The organism is Vibrio campbellii CAIM 519 = NBRC 15631 = ATCC 25920 (genome assembly GCF_002163755.1).
GTDB lineage: Bacteria > Pseudomonadota > Gammaproteobacteria > Enterobacterales > Vibrionaceae > Vibrio > Vibrio campbellii.
Window position 1 is genome coordinate 617,135 of sequence record NZ_CP015864.1, and the last position, 18,391, is coordinate 635,525.

Below are 18,391 nucleotides of genomic sequence, written 5' to 3' on the forward strand. Positions count from 1 at the left end.
CCTCAATGGCTTTCCTAAAAATTCAATGTGTAGTAATTCCAACGCGATTTCCAATGCGACAAACACAAAGTGCGAATTATGCCTGTAATGGAATAGAACGCAAACCATGTTAACAACACGTATTTGATTAGCTTTTAACCATAAGATTTACAAAACAACTCTGGTCATACCATTCTTCAAAAAAATATCATGATAATACATAGCCTTATTGATCGCGGTTTGACCTATGCATCAAATTTAAAACGTAATATAGGCGTGATCTTTGACAATTTAATAAACATACAATTAACATTATATTTACATTGCAGTTGTAACGCGAACCGACAGCAACTGGTGTAAAAGGCACACAACAAATACAAAGACTTCGGTCTATTATAATGACACCCTAGGAGGGTCAAGGATGAACAAGAAGCACTGCTCTCTGCTGACAATTTCAATATTGTTTGCGTGTAATGCCCAAGCTGCGGGCTTTCAGGTAGCTGAACATTCGGCATCTGGTCTTGGTAGAGCATTTTCAGGTGAAGGCGCGGTTGCGGATAACGCCAGCGTTTTAGCACGAAACCCAGCTGCGATGACACTTTTTAAAGAAGCTCAATTTTCAGGCGCGCTGTCAATCGTCGACCCTGAAGTTAACGTCTACGACACTTATCACAACGAACATGCAAAAGACGTAGCACCGCTACAAATTGTCCCAGCGGGTTACTACATCAGTCCGATCAATGATCAATGGGCTTGGGGTATTGGCATGTTCACGACCTACGGTGTTGCAACCGATTACCCAGATGATATCTCTGCTGGTGATATGGCAGGTGATACTTCCCTACTTTCCGTTAATATCAACCCTAACGTTGCTTACCGCATCAACGAACAGTTCAGTATTGGTGGTGGCATTAACCTTGTTTACGCCCATGCAGAACTGACTCGTCACAAAGGTGAGTTAGCGCCGCTATTTGGCCCTGACAGCAAAAAGTCTGACAACCTAATTGGCATGGAAGGTGACACATTTGCTTGGGGTTGGAACATTGGCGCTCTATACGAGCTAAATGAAAATAACCGCTTCGGTTTTGGCTATCGCTCTAAGGTTGATCTCGACTTTGATGAGGGTGAATTCAGCAGCTACGACTCTGGCATTGCTACCGCTTCAAAAGTGGATGGCCGCTTACAAATCTCACTGCCTTCTATCATCGAACTTTCAGCGTTCCATCAACTTAACGATCAGTGGGCGATCCACTATGGTTGGCAACAAACAGATTGGAGCACCTTTAAAGAGCTGAAAGCGACCAGCCCTCAATGTAATGATGGAACCGCTGGTCAATGTTTCTACAAACCAGAAAAATACGAAGACAACAACCGTTACTCCTTCGGTGGTACTTACACGCTGAATAGCGAATGGACGCTTCGCGCAGGTATTGCTTATGACGAGCAAGCAGGCAAAGCAACATTGAGTATCCCTGACAGCGACCGTTTTTGGTACAGCGCAGGTGTGACTTACGCAATGAAAGAGAACTTAACATTCGATGCAGGCTTTGCATTTGTTAAGAGTAAGTCAGGCTCGTTTAGCGAAACCAACGCAGCAGATCGTGAGATCACGTTTGATTCAGAAGGTACTGCATACATCAGTGCTGTACAGATGAACTACACCTTCAAGTAATTAGGATTAACGGAGTAAACCAATGAAACACACGTTTAAACTATCACTGCTTTGTTCTGCGATCCTACTTGCAGGTTGTGGCGATGACACATCAAGTTCTGGTACATCTGATACCGTAAAGTTTGAACCAGCAGTACAAGCGCTACTTGATCGCAATACGTCGATTAGCTTTACCTTGCAAGGCGCGGACGTTGACGTCCCAGCTCCTTCTTACTTGTTGATGGATAGCACAGACGGGACGCTTGGCATACCAACAGACGGTGATGATGCGCTAACAAACCCGATTGCCTCAATGAACACGATGGATGGCTGGTCAACATCAATGCCAATCGTGCTTAACTTTAATGGCGACGGTTTCTCAGATGGTCTTGTTACGTCTGGCGTCAGCGTGATCAAAATTAACCAGCGTCTAACGGATTGGGATGGCGCATCTAACCCAATCGAGAAAGTACTGACACTTGGCACTGACTTTGTTGTCCAAGCAAGTGACAACTCGCTGTACATCCAATTCATGAACTCGCTTGATGAATCAGGTGAATACATTTTCGCTGTAACGCAGGCCATTGAGGATGTAAACGGTAACCCTATCGGTACATCTGGTAGCTATGCGGTTGGCAAATCTAAAGAAGTCGTATACGAGTCAGGTGACCTAGCGTCAGTACAAGCGGCGACCACGGCAGTTGAAGGTATCTTCGGCCTTGCAAGTGTTAACCCTGCCGATATTGTTTACTCTTCATGGTTCAGCACTCAGTCTGTCGGTGACACGCTTGCAGCCGTTAAGGGTGTCACTGCGACAGGCTTCGCTACTGGTGCGAATACGCTAAACACCGTTTACAAGAATGATGCAAATGAAGGTTCTGTTGATCTCGCTACTGCATACACAATGACATTGGGTACTACTCAGGACTTTGTGACAGCACTGGATGCAGATGAAGACTTCAATAAGTACATCAGCGATCTCGATGCCGCTAAGACAGCAATCAAAGGTTTGTACGCTGGCGCAGAAGTCAATGTAAACGTCACTCAAGGTGTTGTACGACTTCCTCATTACCTAGAGAAAGGTGCAGACTGGAACATGCAGCCGATGTTTTCTGCGATGCCTAGTCTTGCGAAGCTAAGTGCAGCGTTGGCCGATCCTGCAGAGCAAGCAAACATGGTTCAACAACTATCTAGCGGTGTCTTTGCAGATGATCCTGTTGATGTAACTAAGCTAACAACTGATCCAACTGAACAGTTGAAATTGGTTGGCTCTGAGCTGTTCCTATCGGACGGAACACAACTTGACAGCGACCGTATCATCACTCGCTACTCTCCTGTTCCTGTGGTTAAGTCATTAGAAGACGTTGAGTTCCTGCTGTTTACACCAGAAACAGGGACACCGACTGACGTCGTGATTTACCAACACGGCATCACATCAGCAAAAGAAAACGCCTACTCTTTCGCGTTCAACATGGTGAAAGCTGGCGTTGCTGTGATTGCAATCGACTTACCTATCCATGGTACTCGTAGCCTAGACGAACAACGCTCTGCTAACGCGGATGTACTGGCTTACTTGAACTTATCTAATCTGGCTGTGGCACGTGACAACCTTCGTCAAAGTGTGCTTGATGTTCTAGGTCTTCGTGCAAGTTTAGTGGTTTCAGCGCAAGCGGGCCTTCTAGCAAGCAGCCCTCTTCAAGGCTTTAACCCAATGGCTGGCTCAAAAGTGAAGATGCTTGGTCACTCACTGGGCGGCATCGTTGGCACTTCAGCGGTTGCAGCTGCAAATAACACGTTAGGTAGCCCAACAGCAGACGCGTTGTACACATTTAGTGGTGCATCAATCCAAAACGCAGGTGGCCAAATTGGTAACCTACTGCTTGGTTCGTCTAACTTTGGTCCACAGATCAAACATAACCTGGCTTATGCAGCGTCAGCAGACTATGCGAGCTACGCAGACGCATCTTGTGCAGAGCTATCAGATAAAGCGTGTTACGAGGCATTTGAACAAGTAGCAACAGAAGAGCAACTCAAAGCACTTAACTCTGGTTTCTCTAGCTTTATCTATGCTGCGCAAACAACACTAGATACGGTGGATCCATTTACTAATGCAAGTGACCTAATGTCTACAGGTTCACTATCAACACCGTTCTTCATGACCGAAGTAGATGGTGATGCAACCGTTCCAAACAACGTACCTAAGGCGCCATTTGCTGGTACCGAGCCACTTGCGAAGAAGCTAGGCATGAAAACGGTTAACAGCTCAGACACTGCTGTGAATGCAACAGCAAGCTTTGTTCAGTTTAACGCAACAGCAACGCACAGCACGTTTGCTTCTCCAGCAGGGACACTGGCTGACTTTGACCATCACGTAGAAATGCAAATGGAAAATGCGGACTTCCTGATGGATGACATGCTGAGTGGTGTCACCAATACCTCAGTGCTTAAATAAGCTCTCACTTTAGACCTAAGCCCAGTTTCGACTGGGCTTTTTCGTTTCTACGCTACCAAACCCTGAGTAACTTCCTCTGCTATAGTTAAATCGTTGTCTTTATCTAACTCAATTGTTTGAAAAGGAAAACTCTATGCGCGTATTGACCGTGATTGCCACTGCACTACTTCTTGTCGCTTGCGGCAGCAGCCAATATCTTATGTCTACGGACGAAGGGAAAATCATCACTTCTTACGGTAAACCAGACTTAAATGAAGATACTGGCATGTACGAATATGAAGACGTAGATGGCAAAGAAATGAGCATTTCTAAAGACAAAGTCGTACAGGTTATTGAACGATAAAACGCAGTGCCCTCTGAAAATCAGGGGGCATTTCTCATTCATCTTGTAGAACTCTCGCCTCAATCAATAATAGTAATCAATGCAACTAATTCATCATTCGAAGCAATCAACACCTTTATTTATATTCTAGATATTATTTGTTTAGCCCATATTTTACATCTTCACTCCTTTCAGGTTGGAATATCGTAAAATCTCGCCTTTAATTCTCTAACACCCTTTTATTTCTCAGGATAAAGTGGATAATACCGCCACCAAAAAACATTACTAAGGTGAGTCCTTATGTCTATCGAAGCTACTCTGCTTGCTCGCTGCGAGTCAAAATGTGAACTGTGTTCTTCTGAATCTCAACTAACTGCTTACGCTGTGCCACCACACGGTAACGTAACGGTTGATACTGCTATCATGGTTTGTGATAAGTGTTATGGTGAGATCGAAGATCCTAAAGACATTAACCACTGGCGCTGCTTGAACGACAGCATGTGGAGTCAGGTTCCTGCGGTACAAGTAACTGCATGGCGCCAACTTACTCGCCTAAACACTGAAAGCTGGGCTCAAGATGCTCTTGACATGATGTACATGGAAGAAGAGCAAATGAACTGGGCTATGAAAGGTATGTCTGCTGACGACAAAACTGTTGACTGCAACGGCACTGAACTTAAGAAAGGTGACGACGTAACAGTAATCAAAGACCTACCAGTTAAAGGTACAAACCAAGTGATTAAACAAGGCACGGTGATACGTGGCATAAGCCTTGGCGATGATCCGAAGCTTGTTTCTGGTAAGGCAAATGGTGGTCAGTCAATGTACGTGATTGCCGAATACTGCCGTAAAAAGTAGTGACTGTTTTCCAGTGAAAATTTAAGAGAGGCGCTCGCATTTTTAGAGCGCCTTTTTTGTTTCGGTGGAATATATTGCCCCATTATACCCCCCAAATTGTCCCAAAGGCCGAAGTTGGTCTTGCCGATTGTCCCAAAGAATCGTGATCCCTTTTTTGTCGTGAAATTTCATCACTAACTCATTGATAGTATGAACTAATCAAGACGAAAGATTTCTATATGGTGCAACTTGAACACGCATGCCTTTGTTTTGAATGCTTGTCCTGTGAACCAGTACAGCTAGTGAAATTAACTCAAATTGTCCCATGAGCTTTAGATTCACCTTGTCCTTACCCTCTCATAATCCTTCGACTTATCATGCGGAGGCATCAAGGTTATGCGCCACAAAGCGGTTTTATATCTGTTGCACATCATTATGTTGAATATGGTCAGGAAAGGCGGCATTATTCGGCGTTAAAATGCGGATAATCACCGTATAAGAAGCGTTATGTGCTGCTGACAAATTAAAGGATTTTAGCAAGTGTATGAAATAGAGAAGATAATCGAAATCAATGCTCCAAAACGCAGGGTTTTTGAGGCGTTAACGAGTTGTCGTGAGATCCCCAAGTATTTCCCATTAAAAGAAGTTGTAAGCACGTGGGAAGTTGGCTCTGAAGTTTTGTACAAAGGTGAAGTAAATGGCTCCCCGTTTATTGACCATGGGACAATTGAAACTCTGGAAAGGCCGAGTCTCTATTCATATCGATACTGGAGTGATAATCACGGAACAGAGCGAACCCCAGAGAACCATCTAGTAATTAGCTATTCTTTGTCAGAAACTCCAGTTGGGACAGAATTGAAGTTAGTACAAAGTAACATTCATTCAGAGGAACTCTACAAGCTCATGGAAACGCAGGTTTGGGATTTCTTACTAGGGTCTTTGAAGCATCACCTTGAGGCCCACACATAACAAACTGCTCAAGAGTGATTCGCAACGCGTGGCATTTGTACCACGCGTTTCTTGTGCATCATAAAGGCGATTACACCCTTGCGTTACGCATCACGCTCAGTAGTTAAACTCAATTTTCACCATTAAGCGTCTTGCCAGTGGTGGTGGCCATATGACCCGAAAAATTTTCATTTCGCGAGCTGTAGCCGCGTTTGTGCTCTATAACACGTCAGAAGAACCTAGTTTAACTTTCGGTATCATAAAGAATTAGACATATACGCTATCAACCAATACTCCAATGTGGCATATTGCTGGCCTATATTTTATATCTCATGGTTTTTCTAATGAATAAATGCTTCCTTATACCTTTATGTCTGCTTGCTTCTACAAATATATACGCAGATGAAACACAACCTATTGATTGCTCACACCTTTCAGGGCAATGGACTGCTACAAACTCTTCTAGTTTAATCATGTATGTTACAGACCCCCAACCTGGCTCTTGTGGTACAGACTGTACAACGTTAACTATGAGCTATTCATTAACGCCGGATGTAGAACATACCTCGAAAATCTACTGCCATGAGGGGCAAGCGGGAATCAGCAATAAAGGCCCAATGGTTTTCTCATTTGAAGGGGCGCAAGGTGGGCACTCTATTGGAACTTTTAATCGACAGCTGAACTTACTTTGGGCTGGCGTCTTACCAAAAGATAAAAACCGAAACTGGATACCTCAGATGGACAGTTACTGGTTCGAGAAAACTAAGAGCTAGATTATCAATACAAAAATGCCGTCCAGGTGACGGCATTTCTTTTTGATAACTTATACTCACAGAAGTTGTGAGCCAGGCTACCACGACGCTCAATTTGGACGCCGTAAACACTAAACTTGACCCAAACCCAAAATGCCAAGCGTGGTGAATCAGTCTTAAACGCTTTACTAGCTGTTTTGGACGCCAACGATAGAAAAGTGGTGACTAGCGATGTTGAAACCTTCGCGTAAATAGAACTTATGTGCTGAAAAACGCTGAACGCCAGAGTCCAAATGTATTTGTTCGCAACCGATTTCTAGAGCATATGTTTTGAACCAATCGATAATAAATTTACCTACTCCACTCGAGCGAAATTGTGCATTAGTTACTAAGTCTTCAATGTAGATATGCTTACCCCGAGCAAGATTTTCACCTACGCTAAAGCCTGCTGCTGCTAGTACGCCCTCTGACGATTTGATATAAACGACTTGGTAACCATTTGATTGCTGCTTCTCGATCTGACCAGACAAAGTATCTAAGTTGTAATTTGGGCGAAGTTGTAACAACACTTCTAGGACTGACTCGTGATCAGAGTTTTTTTCTAAAAATTGTACTTCCATGTTTTCTCCATTTTGATGGCTAACGCCCTGTTATCGTTTGAGCAACGCAATACCGATGCCGCGGTATAACACCTTAAACATCAGAGGTAACGCATAGCGAAAATGCTACGCGTTGCGAATCACTCTTAAAGTTGTTATTACTAAAATTCCTCGCGAGTATCACGTTCTTCATATTGTTGGAAATCCAATTCGATTAAGCCGTCATCATTGAGGACAAACAATACGCTTTCATGTTCGATATCAGCTTCGTTCATATCAGAGCAACCACGATAGACTTCCCAATCGTATGAATAATCGAGTTTGTATTGATTACTGCCCACAAAAGAAATCTTTTCGACTTCTATACCATTAACGTTGTGAGCCATATGGTCTATATGAGATAGATCTGGGATAAGTTTCTGTTCAAAGTCACTTTTGTTTTCAGATAGAAATCTATTTAACTCTTCGCACAAGTGAGCGCCATTAACTAAGGGTTGAGATGAGCTAGAAAAGAACATTTTGAAATACTCCAAAGCCTATTTGAATTTTTGTACTAACGCCCTGCTAAGAGTTGAGCAAAGCAAAACCGATGCTTACGCATACCACCTTAAACACAATACACAACGCATAGCGAAAATGCTACGCGTTGCGAATCACTCTTAAACAGTTTGTTCGTTCTTTGCCCCACTGAGTGCCTGAGATTTATAGCCTATTGAGTCCAAATCAACCCCCTGCTCTAAAAGGAGTTTTTCAAACAATGGTAATAGTGGTCCAAGGTTTTCATTTAGCGTATCACGAACCGTGTCAACAACTACTTGGGTACCACACTCAATTTCTATATTGATAAAGTCACCACTGACTTTTGATTCGAAAACCGTCACTCTACGAGTCTCAGGAATAAGCCAAACTTCAAACCAACCTTCATGCTTATTTACGTCAGCGACTGTCAAGCTCGCTCCATTTAGATCTATATAACCTTTAGGGAAAACGTACCTTTTCCAAGCATCAGGGAGCGCTAAGCGAACACAATAGTTATCCTCAATTTGTTTTACTTCGACGATAGCTACATTAAAGTCCACATGCCCAGATAGCGGGTGACCACCTATTTCTACCCCATCTTTTGCCGCTCTCTCTGCGTTCACTAATTGGGATGAGCAATACTTACTCAGAGTTGTTATCAAGAGGCTTTGCAGCATTACGTCGAACTTAACACGAACATCTGACTGTATCTCAGTAACTGTCAGGCACACACCGTCGCAATGCTTGCCCCGACTTCTAGATCAGTACAAAAGCCTTTGGGGAAGTCGATAACAAAAGTTCTAATCCCTCTTTGATCTGTCACATCAACAACTTCGGCTACCGCCTTTACCATCTGAGTTGCCATGGTACTTGATATTGGGCTTTGCTCCCGCTTGCAGCAAAGTCACCCACTTGTCGGAGAGTGGTTATAACCTCTCTTTTCTATTCTTCGTGTCACGCACTGGTCTTCTCTGCCGCTGATTGATAAGACGCCGACCGCAATCGCTTCCTGCTGTAATTTTTAGGAGAGGCACATACGGCCTTCAGAGCTTCTCTGGAATAAATTCACCTACTCTAACCCTTAAATTGTCCAAATTCTTAGTTAGAACCCTAAAATCCTTACTTAGCTTCAAATAAATTTAATGTAATTATTAATTACATTTTTCAAAATAATTTAATATTAACAATTTGAATTATAAATCGTTAAATCATTCAGGAGTATTAAACTTGCTTGCAAGATCAATTTTTCACAAAAAACAAAAAACAAAAAGTGATAATTTAATAATCATCGGCTATTGTGCCTGTCATATCTTTATTTAAGAATTTCTCTTATGGTTCAGGCTTGTAAATACATTTCATAGATTATAATCAAAATGATCAAGTCTGAGTTAATATGCAGAAAAATAACTCTAAAATGAAATGCAACTTATTAAAAACAAAAGTATCGATACTTATTTATAAAAATTTCATTATCAATCTAAAATTTAAATACAGGAAAATTATCTAATTAAGTATCGATCTTACTAAATAAAAAAGGAAAGAACATGCCTTTATCTGCTCAAAAACAGCTAAAACTGGATCGTTTTATTCAAGATATAAACGATAAATCCACAAGTTTTATGGGCTATCCGATTTCAACTGACTTCGACTACCAACAATTAACTGAATTAATAAACTACCCTTTAAATAACCTTGGAGATCCTTTTGCCAAGTCCACTTGGCAAGTTGATAGCAGAGAATTTGAATGTGAGGTTATTGAATTCTTTGCCAAACTTTTTCGTGCTCCTGAAGATGATTGGTGGGGGTATGTCACTAATGGAAGCACTGAAGCAAACCTATACGCGCTGTATTTAGCACGTGAGCTTTATCCAAAAGGGATTTGTTACTTCTCAAAAGAGACTCATTACTCTGTGGCTAAAAACTTACATTTATTGAATATGCCTCATATCATGATTCAGAGCGATGACAAAGGCGTTATTGACTATGATGACCTGAGGGAGAAGCTTGAAGATAATCAAGATTTACCTGCTATTATCTTTTCCAATAGCGGAACGACAATGACTGAAGCAAAAGATGATATAAAGAAAATACGAATAATCCTAGAAGAGCTCTCAATTTCTAAAAATTATATCCATAGTGATAGTGCATTATGCGGTGCAATTAATCCTTTTTTAACACCTAGACCATCATTTGATTTTGAGGATGGTGCTGATAGCGTTTCACTTAGTGGTCATAAATTTATAGGCTCACCAGTGCCTTGTGGAGTCATTATAGCTCGTAAATCAAATGTCGATAGAATAGCGCGCTCTATTGCTTATATTGGGTGTTTAGATACAACTATTTCTGGTTCACGTAACGGATTCACACCCATGGTTCTTTGGCATGCTATAAATTGCTTAGGTATTGATGGTATCAAAAAACGTGTATTTCATAGCTTATCAATAGCAGAATATACTGAAAAAAAATTAAAAAAGATTGGTATTAAGGCCTGGAGAAACCCTAACTCTATTACCGTCGTATTTCCGGAAGTATCTGAATTTATAAAAAACAAATACCAATTAGCAACTGCAAATGGCCAAACACATATAATCTGCATGCCTAACATGAAAACTTCTGATATCGACAATTTTATTCTAGAATTACATAAAAATATAAAAAACACTTTCAGTGGTGAAATGTCAACTCCTTGTTTAATTGAAATTTAAAATTTTATTATCCATAATGCAGCCTAACGAAATAAAAGGGTTTAGATTAACTTTAATCTGAGTCCTTTTTAATAAGCCTCAACTGAAATTATATAATTTCAACAGTTCCCTTTTTAAGTCTTTTATATTTTGATATTCATTTTTTCCTTCCATTTTTTCTTTCGCTACCATACATTTGTTTTGATCACGAAAAGCTTTCGCCCTTGGGAGTTTTAGATTAAGGTTCGAAAGGGAAAATAAGATGGATTGTAGTATGAAGAAGTTAACCATCCTTGATGGCGGCATGGGACGAGAGCTTAAACGCATGAGCGCCCCATTCTCTCAGCCGCTTTGGAGCGCACAGGCTCTGATTGAATCACCAGAATTCGTTTACCAAGCACATGACAACTTTATCCGAGCAGGTGCAGAGATTATCATTGCGAACAGCTACGCCTGTGTACCTTTCCACCTTGGTCAAGAGCTTTACGATCAACAAGGCGGTGAGCTAGCACGCTTTGCCGCCAAAATTGCACGTGAATGCGCGGATAAGTCAGACAACCCTGTTCGAGTTGCGGGTTGCATTCCTCCCGCGTTCGGTAGCTACCGCCCTGACCTTTTTGAGCCAATTCAAGGCGAAGCCATTTTCCAAACTTTATTTGAAGCGCAAGCAGAATATGTTGACCTTTGGATCGCCGAAACCATTTGTAGTCTGAAAGAGCTTAAGTGTTTGCAACGTGTCTTTGCAACTAGCGCCAAACCTACCGCTTACGCCTTTTCCCTTAGCGACGATTCATTGGAAACCGCACTGTTGCGTTCAGGGGAAACCGTTACACAAGCCATTGAGCAACTTACACAAAGCAAACAAACCGACCATACCATCAGCATTTACTTTAACTGCTCGGTACCTGAAGTAATGGCAAAAGCTGTCAGCGATACCAAAACGGTTTTAGACCAGCACAATCTTGATATTGAAATTGGGGTGTACGCGAACAACTTCACCGCTATCAAATCTAACCATGAAGCCAACAGCGCATTACAATCGATGCGAGAACTGACGCCAGAGGAATACCTAGCTTTCGCACAAGAATGGTACCAGCGCGGTGCAAGCGTTGTGGGAGGATGTTGCGGAATTGGTCCAGAACACATCAAAGCCCTGTCAGATTGGAGGCGCTCCCTTTAAGGACAAAGGTAGCCGAACTACTCTTTGATGAAAGTGTAAATTGCAGATACAAAAATGCCGGCGATTAAGCCGGCATTTCGAATTCGCTTTTCACTCAGATTAACGGTACATACCGATGTCTTTCTGAATGTGTGCAGATAAGTCTTCAGCGTAGTGGCTGCGAGGTGCAGAGTTATCTACGAAAAGAATATCCAGTAAGTGAGCAATCAATCCTTTGAAGTTAACCGAGTAGGTTTTCTTATCCATAGAGGTTGGTAAAGCTACATTTGTCATTTGCATTGCTTGTGCCATGATTGCCTCTCTGTAAAGCAGTAATTTGTTTTGTTGGTCGTATATTAGTCATTTTTTCTTTGAACAAAAAATGACAAAATTTGGTGTTTCAGATTAGTTTTTCTTATAAAACAAATCCGTTACAAACCCTAAGAATACAAAACCCAACTAACTGCATATCCATTCAATAAAGCCAATCTTTAGTTGAATAACTTGGATTTACGTGTGTAAACCCAAGTTGATTTGCAACATTTAATTAACTAAACAATCTTTTTAAGGATTTCAAATTTACAAAATACTTAAGAGTTTTGATTAGTAATATTAACGCTAGAACTATCGCTTTCTCTGTTCTTATAGATAGAAGCAATAACCGCGGTTGTCATCACTGTCACCAGGAAGGTCAAAGACCAAACGGTTGGAATTTCGTACTGGGTACCCACCAATAGCATCTTCACACCAATGAACATCATGATCACTGAAAGCGCTGGTTTTAGGTACACAAACTTATCCAACATTGCCTGCAATACAAAGTACAGAGAACGTAAGCCCAGTAGAGCAAACACGTTAGCCGCCAAAACTAGGAATGGTTCACGCGATACCGCGAAGATTGCAGGGATCGAATCCAGTGCGAACATTACGTCCATTACAGCAATCACACCAACAACGATCAGCATTGGCGTAGCGACCCATTTACCTGCTTGTTTCAAGATCAGGTGGTTGCCTTGATATTCGTCCGTCACTGGTAAGAACTTACGAATGAACTGCTCTGGATATGGGTTCACCTCTTCTTCTTCACCTTTGTCGCGTGCCAGCTTAATACCCGTCCAGATGAGGAACGCAGCAAATAGGTAAAGTACCCAGTGGTATTGCGCTAGAAGTTGAGCACCGACTGCAATCATAATTGCACGTAGAACAAGCGCACCAATCACACCCCACAATAGAGCACGTGGGCGCAAATGCTCTGGCACCTTGTATTGAGCAAAGATAATCGCAAACACAAATAGGTTGTCGACACTTAACGACTTCTCAAGCAAGTAACCGGTTAAGAATGATATGGTTGCTTTTTCATGGGTATAAACGCTATGAGGCGCGTAATAATCCCAAAAGAAATAGATTGAGCCTGCAAAGACAAACGCTAATAAGAACCAGAATACGCTCCAACCAATCGCCTTTTTCATGGTAATGACGCCGCCACGAGTCTGAAAAATATCGAGAGAGACTAAAACCAAAGTAAATAGGCCGAATACACCGTACATTGTCAGTGATTCTTGCAGTGGAACAGACTGGGTTAATTGGGTGGTATTTTCGATAAGAGACATGCTTCCTCCCATGCGGAAGGACATTATTCGGGCTGACCTTCCGCAAACAATACAAACCAGCAGTCACATTAGTCATGTGTCCGCCAGCCAATGAATGCGTTGGTCTCGTTGAAGTGATCACTTGATGAATCAGGTGACACCTTTATTTACCGGATAAGCTGATGCTTAACGAGATGACGATAAATAAACTTGCGCTAACTACTCCCCAAACGCCGCCATCATACGCCTGCACTGCGGGATCTCCAACAAAAAATCGTTATCTATAACGACAAAGTATTTTGTGAAGAATGTTTATCAACGTTATGAATTTGAAGCCGTTCAGATACAAAAAAGGGGCACTCATGCGCCCCTCATTTGTTGAATAGTCGGTCTTTAAAAACCGGTTAACGGTACAAAATAAACCAGTGTTGACCAAACTGCTACCCATGCTACGACAACCGCAGCATCAGCCCAATCTTTCTTCCACATACTCTCTTCCCTCTTAATCGCATGTGCATTAGAAAGAGAGCAAAAAAGATACCAATAGTCGTTACTGGTTTCTCTGAGAGTAAAGTTTGTGACCTCGGTTCAGACAGTTTGGTTCATCCGTTAGTAACTCGATAAAGCAATCTGCCATAGAAAGATTGCTGACAAAGCCTTCACCCTTCATGTTGAGCAGTGCTTCATAGCCTTCTTTACCTTTCATTGTGTATGCAGAAGAAGCGCCACAATACCAAGATTCGTCTTCCATTTCGCACCAACGATTGCCATCGAATACCTCAAGGTTTTTAATGCGTTGTCCCTTCGGTGCCTCTGCTTGATATTCAAAATTCAAATTATGTGTGTATGGGTAGCTGCCAGAGCCTGTACCTTCAACGCCGTTGTTCAGTGCATTATTGATCGCGCCTTCTAATGCTAGGCGAACCACTTTACCCTGCACGTCATAACAACCGATTGGAACGGCAAATGGCAACAATCGTCCGGCAACATCTGCCACAGTAATATTTCCCGGATTGAGAGATGTACGCACGCCTCCCGCATTATGAATGGCAAATTGAACCTTATGGCCACGCTTGTTGAGCGCATATAAGAAAGAATGCGCAACGGAAGGGGCAAGTTCACTGCCACCGAATTCATCCGGAATGCGAATATGGCGCTTCTTCTCTGCGACATTGGCAATCACTTGAGACTGAAGCTTACGCACTCGGGGGATATATTTGTCTCTTAAAATGGCTTGTGTCTCTGGGTGCTTTTTACAAACAACCACATTGGGTTGACCGTGGATAAAGTCACACGCTTCTTCAAAAACGCCTTGGTCTAGTTGTTCATTAAGCGTTGAATCCCAGAAAATTCGACGTCCCAACAGCAATTCATTTTGACCACTTAACATGGTTGCTTTGCCGTGTTCATCAAACTCAAGTACACAGTGCCCCATGGTTAATGCATGATAGCCAGCCTGAACCACAAAAGTATCGTTGACTTTGATGCCATAAGGATCATCTTCGCCTAAGCCAATAGATGCAAAGTTACCTTGTAACCTATGACTATGACCACCAACAATGATACCAATGCCATCCACTTGTGCTGCGAGCTCTAAATCCCCTTCATAGCCTAAATGACTTAAAAGAATGATATTTTTGATACCGGCTTGGTGGATCTCTTCAACGGTATGCTTTGCGGTTTCGATTGCGTTGATAAATGGTGTATCAGCATCAGGGTTAGCAATATCGCTCATCTTGTCGATAGACAGACCAAAGATGGCAACTTTCTCTCCGTGAAACTCTTTCACTAGGTATTGCGCGCTTTGGGTGTCAGTATCGAAACTCAGCACGTTATCGCAATCGCCCATGCGATGTTCTTTATTAGGCAATTCGTTCGACAGATCCCAGTTACCCGCGAGCAATGGGAATTGCGTACGCTGACAAAACAGAGCAACCGGCTCATTACCCATGTCGAGTTCGTGATTGCCTAATGCCATCGCATCAATGTTAAGCGCATTTAATAAATCGGCGTTTGCTTTGCCTTTGAATAACGAAAAATACAGAGTGCCTTGGAAACAGTCACCTGCATGAAGAAATAACATGCCCTGACCTTGACGTTGTGCGTCGTCGCGTAACTGTTCTACGCGAGTTGCAATACGTGAAAAGCCACCAGCACTCACGTAAGGTTCTAGTGTTCTTTCGTTATCGATATTGAGTTTTAGCTGTAATGACGTTGGCTCAAAGTAGGAATGAGTGTCATTGATGTGTGCCAATTTGATTCTGACTGGCTTATGATTTTTATTCATCGTCATCTTCTCTCTTTTCATTCCTTTTAATTATTAGAACTGAATCATGACAGAATCATGAATTTTATGAAACAGAGAAATTGTCATTTCATTTTAACGTGATCAAGATTCATCTTGCGTACAAGTTTGAAAGTGACTTTACGCCTAATCGATCTTTATTCATAGGATGAATGCTCTTAATTTTGTGAACTGAGCTTAACTTGACATGATCAATTTCATATATGCTTATGAGGAGCGAAAGAACTCTCGATAATTCAAATAATTGCAAGGAGGAGTGAGATGAGACTAGAACGCATCGAAATCTCTGGGTTTAGAGGCATCAAACGCCTTTCACTCTCTTTTGACGAACTGACAACTTTGATCGGTGAGAATACATGGGGTAAGTCTTCCCTACTCGACGCTTTGTCTCTCGCCCTGCCCGCTGACGGTTCTCTTTATCAGTTCCAAATGACGGACTTTCACGTCGACTACGCAATATCACACCCACAAACCCAGCATCTTCAAATCGTACTTTGCTTCAAAGCGCAGGATAAGCAAGAAGTAAATGCTGGGCGCTACAGACGAATCAAACCAACATGGTGTGTTAACGAAAATAACGAGCACGTGATTTATTACCGTTTAAGCGCAAGCAGAGACGGCCATAACATCACCACCAAATACGCATTCTTGGACTCCGATGGTGAAGCCAAACAACTGCACCATTCTGAAAAACTCGCAATAGAGTTGATGACACTGCATCCCGTGATCCGGTTGCGTGACTCACGCCGTTTCCCTGAGCCAAATCACATCAATGGTGACAACAAGAACGCTCGCATCGAGAAGCGCATCAATAACACCTGCCGCCGCCTATTTGCCATGCCTGGTCATGTGAACAAAGGTGAAGTGCGCAGCAGCCTTGATTCAATGCACACTCTGGTCGAGCACTACTTTGCATTCCGAAGTGTGAAAAAAGGTCACCCGAGAAAACCGCGAGATGGCTTGTTCTACGCCAGTCCGTCAGCAGAAAAAGGATTGTCGCAGTTTTTAAGGGAAACAAACAACAAACAAACCCGACTGCTACTTATGGGGTTGTTGAACGCGTACCTACAGGCAAAAGGTCCCACCGATTTAAGACGTTGCGCTCGCCCCATCTTGATAATTGAAGATCCAGAGGGTCGTTTGCACCCGACTCACTTATCTCGCGCTTGGAGTTTGTTGCAGTTACTACCGATGCAGAAGATCCTTACGACAAACAGTGCGCGTTTACTTGGCTCCGTACCTTTGGCATCAATTCGTCGTTTAGTTCGTTTATCGGATCGAACCATCGCAAAATCGCTCAATACTAATCACTTTAGTGTCGACCAATTACGACGTATTGGTTTCCATATTCGTTTTCATCGCGCCGGCGCCCTATTTGCCCGTTGCTGGTTATTGGTCGAAGGAGAAACGGAAGTCTGGCTATTTAACGAGTTGGCACGCCAGTGCGGTTATGATCTCGCAGCAGAAGGAGTTCAAATCGTTGAATTTGCCCAATCAGGTCTGAAGTCATTAGTTAAAGTGGCGCAAGAGTTTGGTATCGACTGGCATGTGGTGACTGACGGCGACCCTGCTGGTAAAAAATACGCGCACACAGTGAGAGTCCATTTAAATAACGACCAAGAGCGTCATCGCCTTACCGAGCTACCCGATAGAGATATCGAGCACTTCCTCTATAACAATGGCTTTGAAATTTTCTTTAAGGACATCATCAAAGTTCCTCGTGATCATCCAATCCCAGCTAAGAAAGTCGTAAACCGCGTTTTGAAGAAACAAGCAAAACCGGATCTCGCACTCGCAATTGTTGCCCATTGCGAAGAGCGTGGCGTAGATTGCATCCCCGTACTTTTGCGCTGGACGCTAAAACGCGTGGTAACTATGGCAAACGGGAATACGTAAAGAGCGATACCCAAAAATAGACAGACAAAAAAAAGCACACCTATTAGGTGTGCTTGTATCAAGAATCAGTAATTTTGATTAACTGTATTGACCGGGATAACTCTCAATACACAGCGGATACAAATAAGATCGGGGGTTCACTACTGTACTTGCTCTGCGAGCGAAGAAGTAGCGGCTGATTTCGCATGCAACCAAAGACCTGTTGCTTTCATTAGGTAACCAAACACGCCACCTAAAATCAGCGATGGCACCACAAGTTGCCAATTGCCGTCTGCAGCAAAAGTCGCGCATGAGCCAATGAAAGTACCAGGGATGTACGCTAACCAAGCTTGTTTCGCTTGAATACACATGAAGAACGCTACGATAGCTGTAATTACATATCCGATGATCTCCATACCCACGTAAGTCGAGCCATAGATGATAACCATCGCCCAGAAAACACCTGTCATATTGGTAATCAAGCTTTCTGCTAGCCCTTTCAAGCCACTTGTCGGGGACGCAAAGTAACTCGTACAGCCAAGAAAGCCAGCCCAAGATAACAGGCCAAGGGAGATAGCGATCCAGCCCCATACGCCAGAGAGAATGCCAGTTGTAATTGAAATAGCTAAAAGTGTGGTCATGGTATTCTTACCCGCTTCGTTAGTTTCGCACCATTTGGTTTGAAAACTGCCTTCATACATTGAAATCAGGCAGTCAATA

At 42.6% G+C, this 18,391-nt stretch carries 16 protein-coding genes; 9 read left to right on the top strand and 7 right to left on the bottom strand.

Going from position 1 to position 18,391, the window contains the following annotated elements:
• The first annotated feature begins 400 nt into the window (after positions 1-400).
• The 6 genes from A8140_RS18610 (at position 401) to A8140_RS18635 (ending at position 6,962) form a co-directional block, all read left to right on the top strand.
• The gene (locus A8140_RS18610; protein ID WP_005531288.1) at positions 401-1,651 is read left to right on the top strand and encodes an outer membrane protein transport protein; all 1,251 of its coding nucleotides are present in this window, start codon (positions 401-403) and stop codon (positions 1,649-1,651) included.
• 22 nt (positions 1,652-1,673) lie between these two features.
• Complete coding sequence (locus tag A8140_RS18615) at positions 1,674-4,082, top strand: VolA/Pla-1 family phospholipase (protein WP_005531286.1); 2,409 nt, start codon at positions 1,674-1,676, stop codon at positions 4,080-4,082.
• Between the two features lie 133 nt (positions 4,083-4,215).
• Positions 4,216-4,425: a YgdI/YgdR family lipoprotein gene (locus tag A8140_RS18620; RefSeq protein WP_005531284.1), complete on the top strand. Its 210-nt coding sequence runs from the start codon at positions 4,216-4,218 to the stop codon at positions 4,423-4,425.
• Between the two features lie 279 nt (positions 4,426-4,704).
• Positions 4,705-5,262 (top strand): PhnA domain-containing protein, encoded by a 558-nt coding sequence (locus tag A8140_RS18625; protein ID WP_005531283.1) that lies wholly within the window; start codon positions 4,705-4,707, stop codon positions 5,260-5,262.
• Positions 5,263-5,781: 519 nt separating this feature from the next.
• Complete coding sequence (locus A8140_RS18630) at positions 5,782-6,210, top strand: SRPBCC domain-containing protein (protein ID WP_005531282.1); 429 nt, start codon at positions 5,782-5,784, stop codon at positions 6,208-6,210.
• 509 nt (positions 6,211-6,719) lie between these two features.
• Positions 6,720-6,962, top strand: a complete 243-nt coding sequence (locus A8140_RS18635; protein ID WP_080619517.1) for a hypothetical protein — start codon at positions 6,720-6,722, stop codon at positions 6,960-6,962.
• Between the two features lie 167 nt (positions 6,963-7,129).
• Here A8140_RS18635 and A8140_RS18640 read toward each other — a convergent pair whose 3' ends face one another.
• From A8140_RS18640 to A8140_RS18650, 3 genes are all read right to left on the bottom strand, one after another.
• Positions 7,130-7,561, bottom strand: coding sequence for a GNAT family N-acetyltransferase (locus A8140_RS18640; RefSeq protein ID WP_005531281.1), 432 nt, complete (start codon positions 7,559-7,561; stop codon positions 7,130-7,132).
• Positions 7,562-7,701: 140 nt separating this feature from the next.
• Positions 7,702-8,058 (bottom strand): hypothetical protein, encoded by a 357-nt coding sequence (locus A8140_RS18645; protein ID WP_005531280.1) that lies wholly within the window; start codon positions 8,056-8,058, stop codon positions 7,702-7,704.
• A gap of 141 nt (positions 8,059-8,199) precedes the next feature.
• Positions 8,200-8,790, bottom strand: a complete 591-nt coding sequence (locus A8140_RS18650) for a riboflavin synthase subunit alpha (RefSeq protein ID WP_331437024.1) — start codon at positions 8,788-8,790, stop codon at positions 8,200-8,202.
• Between the two features lie 813 nt (positions 8,791-9,603).
• On the opposite strand from A8140_RS18650, the gene A8140_RS18655 reads away from it, so the two are divergent.
• Positions 9,604-10,764: a histidine decarboxylase gene (locus A8140_RS18655; RefSeq protein WP_038863593.1), complete on the top strand. Its 1,161-nt coding sequence runs from the start codon at positions 9,604-9,606 to the stop codon at positions 10,762-10,764.
• Between the two features lie 253 nt (positions 10,765-11,017).
• The gene (locus A8140_RS18660) at positions 11,018-11,923 is read left to right on the top strand and encodes a homocysteine S-methyltransferase family protein (protein ID WP_033000061.1); all 906 of its coding nucleotides are present in this window, start codon (positions 11,018-11,020) and stop codon (positions 11,921-11,923) included.
• 99 nt (positions 11,924-12,022) lie between these two features.
• On the opposite strand, the gene A8140_RS18665 is transcribed toward A8140_RS18660, so the two are convergent.
• The 3 genes from A8140_RS18665 to A8140_RS18675 form a co-directional block, all read right to left on the bottom strand.
• Positions 12,023-12,214: a hypothetical protein gene (locus tag A8140_RS18665; RefSeq protein WP_005530851.1), complete on the bottom strand. Its 192-nt coding sequence runs from the start codon at positions 12,212-12,214 to the stop codon at positions 12,023-12,025.
• Positions 12,215-12,492: 278 nt separating this feature from the next.
• Positions 12,493-13,512, bottom strand: coding sequence for a TerC family protein (locus A8140_RS18670; RefSeq protein WP_005530850.1), 1,020 nt, complete (start codon positions 13,510-13,512; stop codon positions 12,493-12,495).
• A 529-nt stretch (positions 13,513-14,041) separates the two neighbouring features.
• Positions 14,042-15,784: a bifunctional metallophosphatase/5'-nucleotidase gene (locus tag A8140_RS18675; RefSeq protein ID WP_038863590.1), complete on the bottom strand. Its 1,743-nt coding sequence runs from the start codon at positions 15,782-15,784 to the stop codon at positions 14,042-14,044.
• Between the two features lie 273 nt (positions 15,785-16,057).
• On the opposite strand from A8140_RS18675, the gene A8140_RS18680 reads away from it, so the two are divergent.
• A complete protein-coding gene (locus A8140_RS18680) occupies positions 16,058-17,692 on the top strand; it encodes a DUF2813 domain-containing protein (protein ID WP_005530847.1) in 1,635 nt (544 codons plus the stop codon).
• Positions 17,693-17,832: 140 nt separating this feature from the next.
• Here A8140_RS18680 and A8140_RS18685 read toward each other — a convergent pair whose 3' ends face one another.
• Positions 17,833-18,312 carry a DUF1097 domain-containing protein gene (locus tag A8140_RS18685; protein WP_005530845.1) on the bottom strand — a complete coding sequence of 160 codons (480 nt, stop codon included), beginning with the start codon at positions 18,310-18,312 and terminating at the stop codon, positions 17,833-17,835.
• Positions 18,313-18,391 lie beyond the last annotated feature (79 nt).